The organism is Metamycoplasma canadense, from assembly GCF_000828855.1.
Classification (GTDB): Bacteria; Bacillota_I; Bacilli_A; order Mycoplasmatales; family Metamycoplasmataceae; genus Metamycoplasma; species Metamycoplasma canadense.
This window is the reverse complement of the sequence record NZ_AP014631.1, coordinates 601,243-617,919: the sequence shown is the minus strand read 5'-3', so window position 1 is coordinate 617,919 and position 16,677 is coordinate 601,243. Positions and strand designations below refer to the sequence as shown.

The window sequence follows — 16,677 nt, the reverse complement described above, 5'->3', positions numbered from 1 at the left end:
AATAATAAATATTATATTTTATTTATAAATTATATTATTAATAATTAAGATATATTTAATATTTTTTTTAAATATTGACCAGTGTATGAATTATTATTTTGAGCTATTTGCTCAGGTGTTCCGGTAGCAACTAATTTACCGCCAAATTTACCACCTTCAGGACCTAAATCAATAATATAATCGGCAGATTTAATAACATCTAAATTATGCTCGATAACAATAACGGTGTCCCCGTTATCAACAATTCTATTTAATACATTTAGTAAATTTTGAATATCGTAAGGATGTAATCCTGTTGTTGGTTCATCTAAAATATAAAGTGATTTCCCGGTAGGTTTTTTTTGTAAATAAGTTGCTAATTTTACTCTTTGAGCTTCTCCACCAGACAGTGTCGTCGCATTTTGCCCTAACTTAATATATCCAAGTCCAACGTCTAACAATGTTTGAAGCTGGTCAGTTATCTTACTTCTTTTAATAAAAAATGCGTACGCTTGTTCAACGGTCATATCTAAAACATCACTTATTGACTTGCCATGGTATTTTATTTCTAATGTTTCATGATTATATCTTTGTCCATCGCAATGATCACAACTTACAAAAACATCTGGTAAAAAGTGCATTTCAATTTTAATAACGCCGTCGCCTTCACATTTATCACAACGACCACCAGGAACATTAAAAGAAAATCTTGATCGTGTATATCCTCTAATTTTTGCTTCCTCAACATTTGCAAAAATTTCCCTTATATCATCAAATACTCCAGTATACGTTGCCGGATTAGAACGCGGAGTTCTACCAATTGCACTTTGATCAATTTTTATTAATTTATCAATATATAAATGACCAAAAATTTTAGTATTGTCATTAACTTCATATTTTGGATTATTAAGCATTACATTTAATTCTTTAACTAATTCCTGATTAATTAGCGAAGATTTTCCTGATCCCGAAACTCCTGTGATAGCAATAAATTTACCAAGTGGAAATTTAACAGTTAAATTATCCAAATTATTAGTTTTAGCTTTTTTAATAGTTAAAACTTTACCATTACCAGAACGTCTAGATTTAGGTATTTTTATTTCTAATTCTTTTGATAAATATTTTCCAGTAATACTTTTAGGATTATTAATAATTTTTATTAATTCTCCTGCTGCAACAATTTCTCCTCCATTATTTCCGGCCTTAGGACCAATATCAACAATAAAATCAGCTTGTCTAATTGTATCCTCATCGTGTTCCACAACAATTAATGAATTACCTAAATCAACCATTTTTCTTAATGAACTAAGTAATTTTTCATTATCTTTTTGATGAAGACCAATTGATGGTTCATCTAAGACATATAAAACACCTGTTAAATTAGCACCAATTTGCGTAGCAAGTCTTATTCTTTGTGCCTCTCCTCCTGAAAGAGTTTCGGCTTTTCTATTTAAAGTAAGATATTGCAATCCAACATTTATTAAAAAATCAATACGATGATTTAACTCAATAGTAATTAAATTAGTAATTTCTTTTTCTAGGTCAGTCATTTTTATATTGTTTAAAATTACTTTTAACTCATCAATTGATTTGCTACAGATTTCATAAATATCAAGATCATTAATTTTAGTTGCTAAAGCAAATTTATTTAAACGTTTTCCTTTACACTCATCACAAGGAATGTCAGAAATATACTTTGAATAATAAACTCTCGAATCATTTGAAGTTGTATCAATATATTTTCTTTCAATTTTTTCACATATCCCTTCAATGTGTTTATTCTTTTCATATCTGTTTCCGCTTTCGGAAATCAAAGTAAAAGTTATATTTTCTTCGGAACCAAATTTTAAAATATCAATTTCATTTTTTGAAAGCTCGTTAATTGGTGTATTTTTATCAATATTGTAAAAAGATAATAATTTATTAAATTCTTGCCATTCTAAATTAGGAGTATTAATTAAATTTTTATAAAATAAAATCGCACCTTGATTAATTGTTAATTTTTTATCAGGACATATTAAATCTCAAGAAGCACGTTGTAAAATACCAAGTCCCTTACATCTATAGCACATGCCATTTGGAGAATTAAATGAAAATAATCTTGGTTCGATTTTTGGCATATCAAAATCACCGTGCTCACAAGAATGAAAAATCGAATAGGTATTTTTATTTCCATTTTCTACTTCTACTGTTACTAAGCCATTAGAATAATCTAAAGCAATTTCTATAGCCTCAGCAATTCTTGATTTAATTTCAGGATCATGACTTAAAATAAAGTGATAGATTATTAAATCAATATCTCATTTTTTATTTTTGTCTAAATGTGTTGTATTTTCTAACTCCAGAATATCACCATTAGCTTTAATTCTTAAAAATCCTTCTTTTTTTAGTTTAGCTAAAATTGTTGAAAATGAGCCTTTTTGATTATTAACAATTGGTGACATTATAAAAATTTTTGAACCTTCTTTTTCTAAAAAAACATGGTTAATAATATCACGACTTTTTTGAGCTGTAATTTCTTTTTTATGGTTTGGACAAAATGGTTTTCCAATTCGCGCAAATAATAATCTTAGATAATCATATATTTCAGTAACAGTTCCTACAATACTTCGTGGATTGTTATGAACTGTTTTTTGTTCAATAGAAATAGCTGGGCTTAAGCCTTCAATGCTATCTACATCGGGTTTTTTAGTACCTCCTAAAAATTGTTTAGCATAATTAGAAAGGCTATCTACATATCTACGGCGTCCTTCTTCATAAATTGTATTAAAAGCTAGCGATGATTTTCCAGATCCTGAAAGTCCATTAAAAACTACAAATTTATTACGTGGTATTTCTAAATTAACACTTTTTAGATTATTTTCTCTTGCGTTTTTAATAATTATTTTATCCTTCATATTAAATATAATTATATTTAATAATTATTTTTTTTCAATAATAAAATTTAACCGATAAAATAAAAACCTAAAGCTTAAATCTTTAGGTTCTAAAAAAATTAATTTAATTAAGAATTCAGTTAATTTATATCGTCCTCAAATTCTAAATTGTTTGTTGAATTATTAGCAAAATTTTTAGAATTATTAGCTTTTTTAAATTCTTCATAAGATCTTAAAATTTCATCTAAAATTTGCTTTTTATCTTGTTCTGAAATAACAAAATTTTGAAAATTCATAAACGGTGAATTTTGAATTTGATCAACAAATTCTGTTAAAATCTCTTTTATTTTTTGATCATCATAATTTAAATCTTTTAAAGATTGAAAAAACTGTGAAAAAAATTCATTTTGAGCTTCTAATATCTCTTCAACGTTTCCACCTTCTTTAATAATTTTTTCTAATTCTTCTTTAGTCATATTTTTAAAAACCTCTTCAACTATTATGTTGTAAACTTGTTAGTAATAATTTTATTATTTTTATAGCTTTTTTGTAACGATTATAAATTAATTTTTAGTTTTTTTATTCTGCTTCTAAAAATTCATGAAGCATATGTTTTCGAGCAATATTTTTTAAACGATATAAATAATCTAAAATAGCTTCGCCTAAACCGTTTTGTGAAACATCGCTTGTAAATAATTTTGCTACTTTTAAGGGTTCTGGCGTCGCATTTGCCATTGCGTATGAATATTTATTTAATTTAAACATTGGAATATCATTATTTGAATCACCAATTGTCATAATATCTTCAATTGAAACATTTTCTTCTTTATATTCATTTTGTATCAATCACTTTATCGCATTTCCTTTATTAACATTAAAGGCGTTAATTTCAACATTGCAATGAGTTACAATAATTTCAATATTTTCAATATTTTTAATATTATTGTATATTTCTTGTAAATATGTTTCAGAAAATGGATAATCAATTGAATAAAATTCAATCTTAATTGGATTTATTTTCTGATTATTTCATAATTTGGGAATCGAATTTATTTTACTTTCAGAAATAAAATGGTAATTAAAAATTTCCTTAGCAAGGTTCGGGGTATCTTTTAAATAAAAATAATTTTTTTCATCTCAAAAAATCATTTGTAAATTAAGTTTATTTGCAACTTCAATAAGCTTTTTTAAAATATCAAATTCAATTTTTCAACTCTTAATTAATTCTTGTTTTTGAACATCATAAATTTCTCCACCAGATGAACATAATAAATATTTAACTTTCAAAACTTTAGATAATTCAAGCATTCTTTCTTGTACTGGATTTCCTGTGCAAATATTGAAATCAGCACCATTTTTAATAGCAAATTCAACATCTTTAATAGTTTCTTGCATCAACTTGAAATCTCTATATATTGTTCCATCAACATCTGAAAAAATTACTGGTTTTTTATTATTTATTTCTTTGTACATTTTATATCCTTATTTTTACATTTATTTCTTATTTTTAAAAGCTTTTTTCTTTCTTTTAACTAATAAAGCTATAATTACATACAAAAACAGTCCGCCAATGGCAATAGTTGGAACTGTGTATTGTAAAATTTTCCAGACTTTATTGCTTTTTTTATTTTGATACTCCTCATTATAAAATCAATGCCCGTATAAAATTACTTTTTTAGAAATTAGATATTTTAAATTTTTAATTTCTAAATTATTATAATCTAAATATTTTTTTTGTGTTAGTCAAACCCATACCAATATAGCATCTTCTGGCTTAGGTAATTTTTGACTTCTAAAAATTACAACTAATTTATCTTTTTCATCCTTAGTATTATTATAATCATCTATTAAATCATTTATTTTTTTCGGTAAATATATTTTTCTAGTAATATCATTATCTATTTCTCTAGCTTTCTTCTTAGATAAAACATCATTTTCGTCATTTATTTCAATTTTTTGTAAATTTGATAATTGTTTATCATTATCTCATTCAAAAAATGATTCATAAGTAAATTCCTTATAATCTTTTTTTAACTCTTTCATTTTTTTATCTAATAAAAAATTATTTCATTCTAAATTTTCAAAATAAGTTTTTATTTCTTTAAATTGCTTATTATTATCATTTAAGCTTACCTGGTTTTTATTAGTACAAGAAATAATTACTGATGATAAAAATGTTGCTGGTGTACTTAATGCAAGAGAAAATAAAAGTGAGGTTTTTCTTATTTTTTTCATAATTACTTTAAATTTTATAAGATATTTTAAAGATATCATATAGAAAATAAAAATTTTAATTTTTATTATGTTTATTTTTGCTTCCAAGTTTTTTTAATAACTAAAACACTCACTTTTTATCTTATTTGTTTTTTAAGTTCTCAGTTTTCTTATTGTCACTATTTTTCTTTTAATTATTACGTGGATTTTTTTATTTTTAAATAATAAGTAAAATATTTTTTCTTTATGCTTAAAACCATTATTTAAATTTATGTAGTCACTATTATTTAATACATAATTTTAAATTCTTCACTATTGGCTTTTGCAGTACAAAAATATTTATTAAGTATTCACTTCTTTAGATAAATGAGTTTATATATATTTAAGAGATTTATTATTCATTTTGAAATTAGAAAATTAAATATGTCTGCCATATTTTATGACTTGTATTTTTAAGGGTTTAAAAAAATCTTATGTTTTTTTATAAATTCATTAATTAACTTTTTGCATATATTATTTTTTAAAAAATAGACATATATTTTAAAAAAATATACGTCTATGCTACATTGTAAGTTCAAGTGCAACACAAATAAAGTAAAATTTAGTTGTGTGCAGCTTGAACTTTTTTAATTATTATTTTTTATTTTTAAAAAAGAAAAAAGCTCCATAACGGTCAGGAACTTCATATGAATTATACTACTAAAAAATATACGCACATAACAAAAAGTGATAGAGAAGCAATTTCAAATTATTTAGAGATAAATTTGTCTTTAAGAAAGATTGCAGAAATATTACAAAAGAGCCCTTCAACAATAAGTAGAGAAATTAAACGAAATTTAGATAAATATGGTAATTATTCGCCATATTATGCAAATATTAAAGCTCAACGGCGTCATTATCATAAATACTATTTTAAATTTTTGAATAGTAAATACAGTAAATTTTGTGAAATATTTCAAAAAAAATTTGATAAAAAATTTTATGGAGTAAAACTAACTCATAAATATATAAAAGATAATTTTAAAATTAAAATTCCTTGTTTAAAAACTATATTCAATTGAATAAAAAGCAATAAATGAAATATTAAAAGATCTAATTTATTACGTTCATACTATAAAAAAGGTGGTAAAAGAACAGGAAGTGTTATAAAAAGACTTGTTAAATCAGCAGATTTTGTTTTCCCTATTTGAACAAGACCCAAGTCAATTGACCGCCGTGAAGAATTCGGACATTGAGAAGCTGATCTAATTATTGGTAAAAGAGCTACGGGTTATAACAATATTTTAACTTTTACTGAAAGAAAAACAAGAGTTGGTTTTGCTATTTTAATACAAAGCAAAAATTCAATGAAAGTAAATGCTACAATAAAAAAACTTATTGAAGATAATGAATTGATTGTAAAATCAATAACTGTTGATAATGGTATTGAGTTTGAAAAAATAGGAATATTGGGAAAATGACTTAATACAAAAATATATAAAGCCGAGCCATATGCATCATTTCAACGAGGGTCTAATGAGCATTGAAATGGTCTTATTAGAAGAGAATATAAAAAAGGATTTGATTTTAATCAAATAACACAAGAAATGTTAGATGAAATTACTAAAAAAATAAATAATATGCCTCGTGAAATTTTAAATTGAAAATCAGCAAACGAATTATTTATAAATGCTAACTATTATGGTCTTGTTTGATAATTAAAGTTACAAAATTCTAACCTCTTTTGCAAAGAGGTATTTTAGTTTTGTTATATGTTAAATTTCTACTCCCGAACCCTCTTATCAAGAGGACTTCTAACCCCAAACCCCTTTCAAAAGGAGCTTTCAAAATAAAATATAAATAATTTTAGAAAAAAATAATAAAATAAAAAAAAGCCAAGCAACTAGTGTTGCACTTGGATTTACTTTTTAGGATAGACATATATTTTAAAAAAATATACGTCTATTTAATTCTATTTTTTTTATTATTATGATTTCAATTGTAAAAATAAATTGTGATTGGAACATAGGAAACCATAATTGTTACAAAGTAAATAATAAAAACTATAAAGCTTCAATAAACCCTATCAGAAATAATATTAAAAATTGCCGATATTAAAATAGATAATAAAGAAATATTTAAAAAAACAAAAAAAGCAATAAAGTTTGTTTTATTAATTTTTAAATCGCTATTTAATATATTAATTTTATTAATAAAAAATATTGGAAATAAACTTTTTAAAATACCGTTTTTATTTCGTAAAAGAATAACAAATTTTGTAACTTGTAACAAAATAATAGACAAATAAATTAATGAAAAAGAAACTGGATATAAATATCTTCAATTAATATATTTTTTATATGTTGATGGCATTAAAGAAATGTCTTCAAATTGCTTATTATAGTTTTTTGCTCAAATTATATAAACAAAAATAAAAAATAATGATAAAAAGAAAACGATGTTTAGTAATAAATCAAAACTGAAAAATAGTTTCTTATAATTTTTTATATTCATAATTATGGTCCTTTAACATTTCATTAATTTCATTTCCGCTAAATTTTTTTTCGTTATAAATGAAAGCTTTTTTAAAATTATTAAATTCTTTGTTTTCTTTTAATTTGATCGAAAAATAATATGATCCTCAAACTTTTGTATAATAAGAATATAATATTCTGTTTTCTTTTGAATTTCCAAAGCATTTTGATGATAAAAACATATCAGAGTTATCGTCATATCCATAAACTATCATAGCATGATTAAAACCACCTAATGTTGCAACACCAAGTATTGCCGGTATTCCATTTTTCACCGATTCTCAAGCTCTATAATATCCACCAAATTTGTGAGGAAATTCTAATTCATTTAAAACTTCTTTATTTTTTATAAATTGCTTAACTATATACTCATAATAATTTCCTGTTTTTAAATTCAAATATTCACCGCCCATTTTAAACAAATCATATGTTAAACTTTTTTTAGTGGAGTTTCAATAATGATATTTAAATTCAGGAGAAGAATAATACAAATTATCTGAATTTGATTCAAAAATATAATGATTATATTGTTCGTAATCAAAAATATCAGGTCTTATAAATAATTCTGTATATAAAAGTAACTGTGATAATGCGACATACTCGCACAAACCATAATTTCCAAGTTGATCATATCCGGCTGAACTAATAGAATCTCTAGTTGCAAATCATCAAGAAAAAGGAACTTGAGTTGAGACATTTAATTCACGTGAGTTCTTCCAATCGGAAATAGGTAAATTATTTCCATAATCCTTACTTTTGAAAGAAATATTTTTACTTTTAATTTTTTTTCTAAAATTCAAATTTTTTTTTAAAACATCTTTTATTTTATCATCTGATATATTAATCGCTTTTGTTAAATAAATATTTTTTACATTAATTTCTTGATTTGTTAAAATGTTAGTTAATAAAAAATCATTAGATTTCTTAAAATATATTTCTCCTAGTGAAATATAAGTAATTTCATTTTTTTTTAAAATTTCTAAATTATAATGTTCAAAATTTATTTCTAATGTTTGCATTGTTTCAAGGTCAACGAAAGAATTGCAATTATCAAAAATTATCATTAATATTTTTCTATTTGTTAAATCTTTTATAATTTTTGAATAAATTAGTTTATTGTCCTTTTTTGTTATGTTATCAACATTATTTTTTTCAGTTTCAATTAAAAAATCTTTAATTTTCTTTATATTATTTTGATTAAATTTATTTTCACCTTTAGTAGAAGAAATTAAAGGAACAGATAAGCTAATTAATGGAACTGATAAAAAGTGTAAATAATTTAAAATTTTTTTTATTTTCATTTTTTTCCTTAATTTATAATTAAATTTATTTTTATTATATATTTTTTCTATTTAAATTTATTTATTTTGAAATAATAAAATAAAAAAGAGCCGAATTGGCTCTTTGTTTTATTCTCTGAAAACTGAATATCGATTAACTTTTAGATTACTTCTATAGAATTACTATTAAACCAATCAATTTATTAGTACTGGTCAGCTGAATATATTACTATACTTACACCTCCAGCCTATCAACCTCATAGTCTATAAGGAATTTAATAGGGAATACTCATCTTTGAGGGGGCTTCCCGCTTAGATGCTTTCAGCGGTTATCCCTGCCGTACTTGGCTACCCAGCTATGCTCCTGGCGGAACAACTGGCACACCATCGGTACGTCCACTCCGGTCCTCTCGTACTAAGAGTAGCTCTCATCAATATTCCAACGCCCACATCAGATAGGAACCAAACTGTCTCACGACGTTTTGAACCCAGCTCGCGTACCGCTTTAATGGGCGAACAGCCCAACCCTTGGAACCGACTCCAGCTCCAGGATGCGATGAGCCGACATCGAGGTGCCAAACCTTCCCGTCGATGTGATCTCTTGGGAAAGATAAGCCTGTTATCCCCGGGGTAGCTTTTATCCGTTGAGCGACGGCCTTTCCACGAAGAACCGCCGGATCACTAAGTCCTGCTTTCGCACCTGCTCGACTTGTAGGTCTCACAGTCAATCACACTTCTACCTTTATGCTCTATGATACGGTTTCTGACCGTATTGAGTGTAACTTTGAACGCCTCCGTTACCCTTTAGGAGGCGACCGCCCCAGTCAAACTACCCACCACACACTGTCCTCTTACCAGATCATGGTAACAAGTTAGAAGTTCAACGTAACAAGGGTGGTATTTCAACGTCGACTCCACTTAAACTAGCGTTTAAGCATCATAGTCTCCCACCTATCCTACACAAGTTAAATCAAACTCCAATATGAAGTTATAGTAAAGCTCCACGGGGTCTTTTCGTCTAGATGCGGGTCTCCGGCGTCTTCGCCGGAACCATAATTTCACCGAGTCCAATGTCGAGACAGTTAAGAGATAATTACTCCTTTCGTGCAGGTCAGTATTTAGCCGACAAGGAATTTCGCTACCTTAGGACCGTTATAGTTACGGCCGCCGTTCACCCGGGCTTCACATCAATGCTTCGCATAAAGCTAACACCTTTGCTTAACCTTCGGGCACTGGGCAGGAGTCACCCCATATACATCGTCTTACGACTTAGCATAGAGCTGTGTTTTTGATAAACAGTTCCCCCTTACTATTCACTGCGGCCCACTTTTTAGGGTGGGCATCCCTTCTTGCGAACTTACGGGATGAATTTGCAGAGTTCCTTGACATTGGTTTTCTCGCTCGCCTTAGAATACTCATCTTGGGGACGTGTGTCCGTTCTCGGTACGGGTTTCATATAAACTTAATGTTAGAAGCTTTTTTAAGAAGTATGAAATCATTTAATTCGCTACTCAGTTGCCTTTTCGCTATGCGTCATAGCTCCCGGTTAAATCATGCGGATTTGCCTACATAACCCAGTTGCTATTTACCCCACAATCCAGTAAGTGGTAAAACTATCCTCCCCCGTCACTCCATCACATTTATAGAAAGTACAGGAATATTAACCTGTTGTCCATCGGCTACGCCTTTCGGCCTCGTCTTAGGACCCGACTAACCCTGGGTGGACGAACCTTGCCCAGGAAACCTTCCCCAATAGGCGTCAGAGATTCTCACTCTGAATCGTTACTCATACCGGCATTCTCACTTGTAAGCGCTCCACCAGTCTTCACAGTCTGACTTCAATGCCCTTACAACGCTCTCCTAACGCATTTTCATGCCCGTAGCTTCGGTATTGTGTTTTAGTCCCGTTGAATTATCGGCACAGAGTCTCTCGACTAGTGAGCTATTACGCACTCTTTAAACGATGGCTGCTTCTAAGCCAACATCCTAGCTGTTTAAGAAACTCCACAACCTTTCTCACTTAACACAATTTTGGGACCTTAGCTGACGATCTGGGTTGTTCCCCTCGCGTGCATCGACGTTATCACCGATGTACCAACTGCATAGTAATTCATGATAGTATTCGGAGTTTGATTATAGTCAGTACAGCTAGGCGCCGCCATTCCATATTCAGTGCTCTACCCCCATCACTTAACACTACACGCTAGCCCTAAAGCTATTTCGGAGAGAACCAGCTATCTCCAAGTTCGATTGGAATTTCACCCCTACCCACAAGTCATCCGGGCACTTTTTAGCGTACTACGGTTCGGTCCTCCACTTAGTGTTACCTAAGTTTCAACCTGCTCATGGGTAGATCACCTGGTTTCGGGTCTATATCAACATACTAAGCGCCCTATTAAGACTCGATTTCTCTACGGCTTCGCTTTATTCCACTTAACCTCGCATGTTGACATAACTCGCCGGTCCATTCTGCAAGATGTACGCCATCACCCATTAACGGGCTCTGACTAACTGTAAGTAATTGGTTTCAGAATCTATTTCACTCCCCTCCCGGGGTTCTTTTCACCTTTCCCTCACGGTACTAGTTCACTATCGGTGTCTGGTTAGTATTTAGCCTTACCGGGTGGTCCCGGCAGATTCAGACAGGGTTTCACGTGCCCCGCCCTACTCAGGATACTACAAAGAGATTTGCATATTTCGCTTACGGGAATTTCACCCTCTTTGTTTAAGCATTCCAACTTATTCTGCTATATGCAAATTTTGTAACTCTGAAATGTAGTCCTACAACCCCAACAACAAATGTTGGTTTGGGCTTTTCCCCTTTCGCTCGCCACTACTTAGGGAATCATTCTTTATTTTCTCTTCCTGCTGCTACTGAGATGTTTCAATTCACAGCGTGTCTCTTCATTCGACTATTTATTCATCGATATGATAATTGAGGATTAGCTCAATTAGGTTTCCCCATTCGGAAATCCCCGGATCACAGTTCATTTCCAACTAACCGAGGCTTATCGCAGGTAATCACGTCCTTCATCGACTTCCAGACCCAAGGCATCCACCAAAAACTCTTATCTTGTTTAATAGTAGTATAAGACCTATTGTTTGTCTATTGTATGATATATTCTATAGGTTGATCTAAACTTTGAAATATTAATAATTTAATTTTTCAATGTCGATATTCAGTTTTCAAAGAACAAAAAGAGAGATAAATCTCTCAAAACTGGATACAAATAATTTTTCCATAACATTGTGTACTCCGTTGAAAGGAGGTGATCCATCCCCACGTTCTCGTAGGGATACCTTGTTACGACTTCACCCCAGTCACCAGTCCTACCTTAGGCGGTCGCCTCCGAGGTTAGCTAACCGACTTTGGGTATTACCAGCTCCCATGGTGTGACGGGCGGTGTGTACAAGACCCGAGAACGTATTCACCGCAGCGTAGCTGATCTGCGATTACTAGCGATTCCGACTTCATGGAGTCGAATTGCAGACTCCAATCCGAACTGAGATCGGCTTTTTGAGATTTGCTCCATGTCGCCATATTGCTTCTCTTTGTACCGACCATTGTAGCACGTGTGTTGCCCCACTCGTAAGAGGCATGATGATTTGACGTCATCCCCACCTTCCTCCCAGTTACCCAGGCAGTATCTCTAGAGTCCTCGACATGACTCGTTAGTAACTAAAGATAGGGGTTGCGCTCGTTGCAGGACTTGACCAAACATCTCACGACACGAGCTGACGACAACCATGCACCATCTGTCACTCCGTTAACCTCCGCTATATCTCTATAGCATTGCGAAGGATGTCAAGAGTGGGTAAGGTTCTCCGCGTATCTTCAAATTAAACCACATGCTCCACCGCTTGTGCGGGTCCCCGTCAATTCCTTTAAGTTTCACTCTTGCGAGCATACTACTCAGGCGGATCATTTAATGCGTTAGCTGCGTCAGTGAATTCTCCACCGACTAATGATCATCGTTTACGGCGTGGACTACCAGGGTATCTAATCCTGTTTGCTCCCCACGCTTTCGTCCCTCAGCGTCAGTATAGACCCAGTAAGCTGCCTTCGCCTTTGGTGTTCTTCCATATATCTACGCATTTCACCGCTTCACATGGAATTCCGCTTACCTCTATCTAACTCTAGTTTACCAGTATCCAAAGCGAGCCAGGGTTGAGCCCTGGTATTTGACTCCAGACTTAATAAACAGCCTACGAACGCTTTACGCCCAATAATTCCGGATAACGCTTGCGACCTATGTATTACCGCGGCTGCTGGCACATAGTTAGCCATCGCTTTCTGACAGGGTACCGTCAGCTTGGAAGCATTTCCTCAACCAAGTGTTCTTTCCCTATAACAGCACTTTACAATCCGAAGACCTTCATCGTGCACGCTGTGTCGCTCCATCAAGCTTTCGCTCATTGTGGAATATTCCCTACTGCTGCCTCCCGTAGGAGTTTGGGCCGTATCTCAGTCCCAATGTGGCCGTTCAGTCTCTCGACCCGGCTAAACATCATAGTCTTGGTAGGCCATTACCCTACCAACTAACTAATGTTCCGCACCCTCATCCTTTAGTGGAGCTTTAAGGGCTCCTTTCACATTGAAATCATGCGATTTCATGCGTATCCGGCATTAGCCAATGTTTCCATTGGGTATTCCAATCTAAAGGGTAGATTAAGTACGTGTTACTCACCCATTCGCCGCTAGGTTCAAAAGAACCTCGCTCGACATGCATGTATTAGGCACACAGCCAGCGTTCATCCTGAGCCAGGATCAAACTCTTAAAATTTGATTTGGTTATTATGATTTATAAAAATTAAATTGACGTTATGGTATTCGTATCCAGTTTTCAAAGAACTATCATTTTAGCGTATTAACACTAGTAGCTTTAAAATGGCTACATTAAGTATTATACACATTTCTATTTTTTTTAAACAAAAAATATTTTTTTGCTTTATTTCTTAAAAACATAGATAATTAAATATTAAAAAAGTGTTTAAAAAATAAAACCTATATAAGTATATACAAATAAAAAATAAAATGATAAAAATTTTTATTTTTTTTAATAATCATAAGAAGTAAGCTTAATTAACAGCCTCATTTGTAAACATCGAACTTATTCTTTTTTAAAAAATTTACAATAATAATTAAAAAAGTCCAAGTTTTACACAACTAAATTTACTTTATTTGTGTTACACTTGAACTTACAATTAAGTAATAACAGACCATTTTTAGATCTTATATTCTAAATATAAATAAATTATTTAATTTTATCGTTAATAGCATTTTTTAAAACTTTTTCATTTTTATAAAATCCACAATATTTACATGCTTGATGAGGAATAATTGACTGTTTACAATGTTTACATTCAACTAAAATAAGTGCTTCTAATGCGTGATGACTTCTTCTTAAATGTTTTCTTTGTTTTGAGGTTTTTCTTTTAGGAACTATAGCCATTTTACTTAAATCTCCTTAACTTTATTTTAAACTAGTTTAATAATTGCCATTTTCGCATTATCACCAGCACGATTGTCAATTTTAATAATTCTTGTATATCCACCATTTCTTTCTTTATATTTTGGTGCTAATACATCAAATAAATATTGTAATGAATCCTTGTTTTCAATTTTTGAAGGAATAAGTCTTAAAAATTTTGCAGCTAGTCTACGGGTTGAAAGAGTATTTTTCTTTCCTAAAGTAATCATTTTTTCAGCGTTTGATCTAATTCTTTTTGCTCTTTCTAAAGTGGTTTTAACTTGTCCATTAATTAATAAATCAGTAACTAAAGATCTTTCTACATGGTTTCATCATTCTGTATTTCTACGGAATAGTTGTTTTGGGTTAGCCATTATAAATCTCCCTCTTCTAAATTATTTATTTGATCCAATGATTCTATTATGAAATCGTCTTGATTTTCTTCTTTTAGATGACCAGTTCTTTCTAGTCACTCATCTCTTTTTTGAATAATATCTTCAATAGATTTTTTACCTAAGTTTTTAATATTAGATAAATCCTCGTCGCTTAGTTTTAAAATTTCTTCAACTGTGTTATATTTTGCTCTTTTTAATGCATTCAATGATCTAATTGTTAAATTCAATTTTTCAATAGGAATAGAAGCTTTAATATCTTTTTCTTTCTTTTCTTTATTTTCTTCAAATAATTCGATAGTTTCCAAAGCATCTATATTCCCAATAATTTGGAAATGAGCAACAATTATTTTAGCTGCTTGCTCTAATGCTTCTTTTGCATAAAGAGTTCCATCAGTTTCAACATTAATTTTTAATCTTTCTTCAATTAATTTTGATGAACTATTTAATTCTTCAAATGAAATTGCACATTTTTTAATAGGACTAAAATCACTATCCATAGCTAAAAATTGACCATTTTTAATTGTTGATTCTAATTTTGAACCATATTGACTAATAACATTTTTATTTTCTTCAAAATCAATAAATCCTCTACCACTTCTTAAAAATAAATCAAATTCCAATGATCCATTTTTAGAAATATTAGCAATATATTGGTCTTTATTAACAATTTCTAACCCTGGTGTGTTAGGGATATCATAAGCATAAATTTCACCTTCTTTATTTGATCTAAATGAAATTTTTGCTAAATTATCTTTTGCAAAAAATTCAGGATTATAAACAAAACGGATATTTCTTATATTTCTAACTAAGGTAATAGCATCTTCTTTTAAACCTGAAATTGTTTGAAACTCATGTTCGACATTATTAATTTTAATTGCAAATGGTGCTAATGAGGTAATTGAAGATAATAAAGTTCTTCTTAATACTGTTCCCATTGTATTTGCATATCCTCTTGCTAGAGGTTCGACAACAAATGTTGTATTAAAATCATTAATTCTTTCGGCGACTAATTCTTTATAAGTAATTTTTTGAATTTTTTCCATAATATCCTCTTATTCTTTAGTTAATTTTATTTTTCTCTTTTAAGAATTTTCTTTGGAGGACGAGTACCATTGTGAGGTGTAGGAGTTACATCTTTAACATCTTTAATTGTAAAACCACTTGTTTCAATTTGTTTACGAGCTGTTGATTTTCCAGGACCAACACCTTTAACTAAAATTGATACTTCTTTTAAACCAAATTCTTTAGCTTTTTCAACTGCTGCTGCTGCTGCTAAGCCTGCGGCATATGGAGTTTTTTTCTTGGTTCCTTTGTAACCAATAGCTCCAGATGATGATCATGCAAAAACATTACCTTTTAAATCTGAAAAGGAAACAATAGTATTTTGGTATGTTGAGTGAATATGTGCAATACCTTGTGTTACAACTTTTTTATTTTTCTTAGCCATTATTATTTACCTTTCTTTCCAGCGATAGTTTTTCTTGGACCTTTTCTTGTTCTTGCATTTTTCTTTGTTGATTGACCTCTTACTGGCAATCCTTTTCTATGTCTAATACCACGATATGATTTAATTTCCATTAATCTTTTAATATTTAGATTAATTTCTCTTTTTAAATCACCTTCTGTGGTGTATTTTTTAGCTTCATCTCTGATACGTGTTAATTCTTCTTCTGTTAATTCTTTAACTCTTTTTTCCCCATCAACATTAGCATCAGCTAAAATTTGTTTAGCAATGGTTGGGCCAATACCAAAAATATATGTTAGAGAAATACGAGCTTTTTTATTATTTGGAATTTCTATATTTAAAACTCTAGCCATTTTTATTATCCTTGTCTTTGTTTATGTTTTGGGTTAATGCAAATTACTCTATTAACACCGTGTCTTTTGATTATTTTACAGTCTTTGCAAATACGTTTTATCGATGCTCTAACTTTCATATAATTCTCCTT

13 protein-coding genes and 2 rRNA genes are annotated in these 16,677 nt (G+C 30.1%); 1 reads left to right on the top strand and 14 read right to left on the bottom strand.

What is annotated here, in order from left to right; genetic code table 4:
- Positions 1 to 44: 44 nt before the first annotated feature.
- The 4 genes from uvrA to MCAN360_RS05675 all read right to left on the bottom strand — a co-directional run bounded on the left by uvrA (position 45) and on the right by MCAN360_RS05675 (position 5,090).
- Positions 45 to 2,876, bottom strand: coding sequence for an excinuclease ABC subunit UvrA (gene uvrA / locus MCAN360_RS02575; protein ID WP_045434197.1), 2,832 nt, complete (start codon positions 2,874 to 2,876; stop codon positions 45 to 47).
- A gap of 119 nt (positions 2,877 to 2,995) precedes the next feature.
- A complete protein-coding gene (locus MCAN360_RS02570) occupies positions 2,996 to 3,331 on the bottom strand; it encodes a hypothetical protein (RefSeq protein ID WP_045434195.1) in 336 nt (111 codons plus the stop codon).
- Between the two features lie 103 nt (positions 3,332 to 3,434).
- The gene (locus MCAN360_RS05680; protein ID WP_045434193.1) at positions 3,435 to 4,328 is read right to left on the bottom strand and encodes a Cof-type HAD-IIB family hydrolase; all 894 of its coding nucleotides are present in this window, start codon (positions 4,326 to 4,328) and stop codon (positions 3,435 to 3,437) included.
- A 21-nt stretch (positions 4,329 to 4,349) separates the two neighbouring features.
- The gene (locus MCAN360_RS05675; RefSeq protein WP_231852590.1) at positions 4,350 to 5,090 is read right to left on the bottom strand and encodes a hypothetical protein; all 741 of its coding nucleotides are present in this window, start codon (positions 5,088 to 5,090) and stop codon (positions 4,350 to 4,352) included.
- Between the two features lie 665 nt (positions 5,091 to 5,755).
- On the opposite strand from MCAN360_RS05675, the gene MCAN360_RS02555 reads away from it, so the two are divergent.
- Entirely contained in the window at positions 5,756 to 6,766 is a 1,011-nt protein-coding gene (locus MCAN360_RS02555) for an IS30 family transposase (RefSeq protein WP_045433372.1), read from the top strand.
- A gap of 244 nt (positions 6,767 to 7,010) precedes the next feature.
- Here MCAN360_RS02555 and MCAN360_RS05670 read toward each other — a convergent pair whose 3' ends face one another.
- The 10 genes from MCAN360_RS05670 to rpmJ form a co-directional block, all read right to left on the bottom strand.
- Complete coding sequence (locus MCAN360_RS05670) at positions 7,011 to 7,562, bottom strand: hypothetical protein (protein ID WP_045434191.1); 552 nt, start codon at positions 7,560 to 7,562, stop codon at positions 7,011 to 7,013.
- Positions 7,543 to 8,883 (bottom strand): putative cysteine peptidase, encoded by a 1,341-nt coding sequence (locus MCAN360_RS05665; protein WP_045434189.1) that lies wholly within the window; start codon positions 8,881 to 8,883, stop codon positions 7,543 to 7,545. The genes MCAN360_RS05670 and MCAN360_RS05665 overlap by 20 nt, the downstream gene beginning before the upstream one ends.
- Before the next feature lie 161 nt (positions 8,884 to 9,044).
- Positions 9,045 to 11,945, bottom strand: a 23S ribosomal RNA gene (locus tag MCAN360_RS02540).
- A gap of 179 nt (positions 11,946 to 12,124) precedes the next feature.
- A 16S ribosomal RNA gene (locus MCAN360_RS02535) occupies positions 12,125 to 13,646 on the bottom strand.
- Together the 16S and 23S rRNA genes form the textbook arrangement of a ribosomal RNA operon.
- A 471-nt stretch (positions 13,647 to 14,117) precedes the next feature.
- On the bottom strand, positions 14,118 to 14,315 hold the full coding sequence (gene rpmF / locus MCAN360_RS02530) for a 50S ribosomal protein L32 (protein WP_045434187.1): 198 nt from the start codon (positions 14,313 to 14,315) through the stop codon (positions 14,118 to 14,120).
- 26 nt (positions 14,316 to 14,341) lie between these two features.
- Positions 14,342 to 14,707, bottom strand: coding sequence for a 50S ribosomal protein L17 (gene rplQ / locus MCAN360_RS02525; protein ID WP_045434185.1), 366 nt, complete (start codon positions 14,705 to 14,707; stop codon positions 14,342 to 14,344).
- The gene (locus tag MCAN360_RS02520; protein WP_045434183.1) at positions 14,707 to 15,771 is read right to left on the bottom strand and encodes a DNA-directed RNA polymerase subunit alpha; all 1,065 of its coding nucleotides are present in this window, start codon (positions 15,769 to 15,771) and stop codon (positions 14,707 to 14,709) included. The genes rplQ and MCAN360_RS02520 overlap by 1 nt, the downstream gene beginning before the upstream one ends.
- 26 nt (positions 15,772 to 15,797) lie before the next feature.
- Positions 15,798 to 16,175: a 30S ribosomal protein S11 gene (gene rpsK, locus MCAN360_RS02515; RefSeq protein ID WP_004416977.1), complete on the bottom strand. Its 378-nt coding sequence runs from the start codon at positions 16,173 to 16,175 to the stop codon at positions 15,798 to 15,800.
- Between the two features lie 2 nt (positions 16,176 to 16,177).
- The gene (gene rpsM / locus MCAN360_RS02510; RefSeq protein WP_004416979.1) at positions 16,178 to 16,546 is read right to left on the bottom strand and encodes a 30S ribosomal protein S13; all 369 of its coding nucleotides are present in this window, start codon (positions 16,544 to 16,546) and stop codon (positions 16,178 to 16,180) included.
- Positions 16,547 to 16,551: 5 nt separating this feature from the next.
- Positions 16,552 to 16,665, bottom strand: a complete 114-nt coding sequence (gene rpmJ, locus MCAN360_RS02940) for a 50S ribosomal protein L36 (protein ID WP_002881082.1) — start codon at positions 16,663 to 16,665, stop codon at positions 16,552 to 16,554.
- Between the last annotated feature and the right edge of the window lie 12 nt (positions 16,666 to 16,677).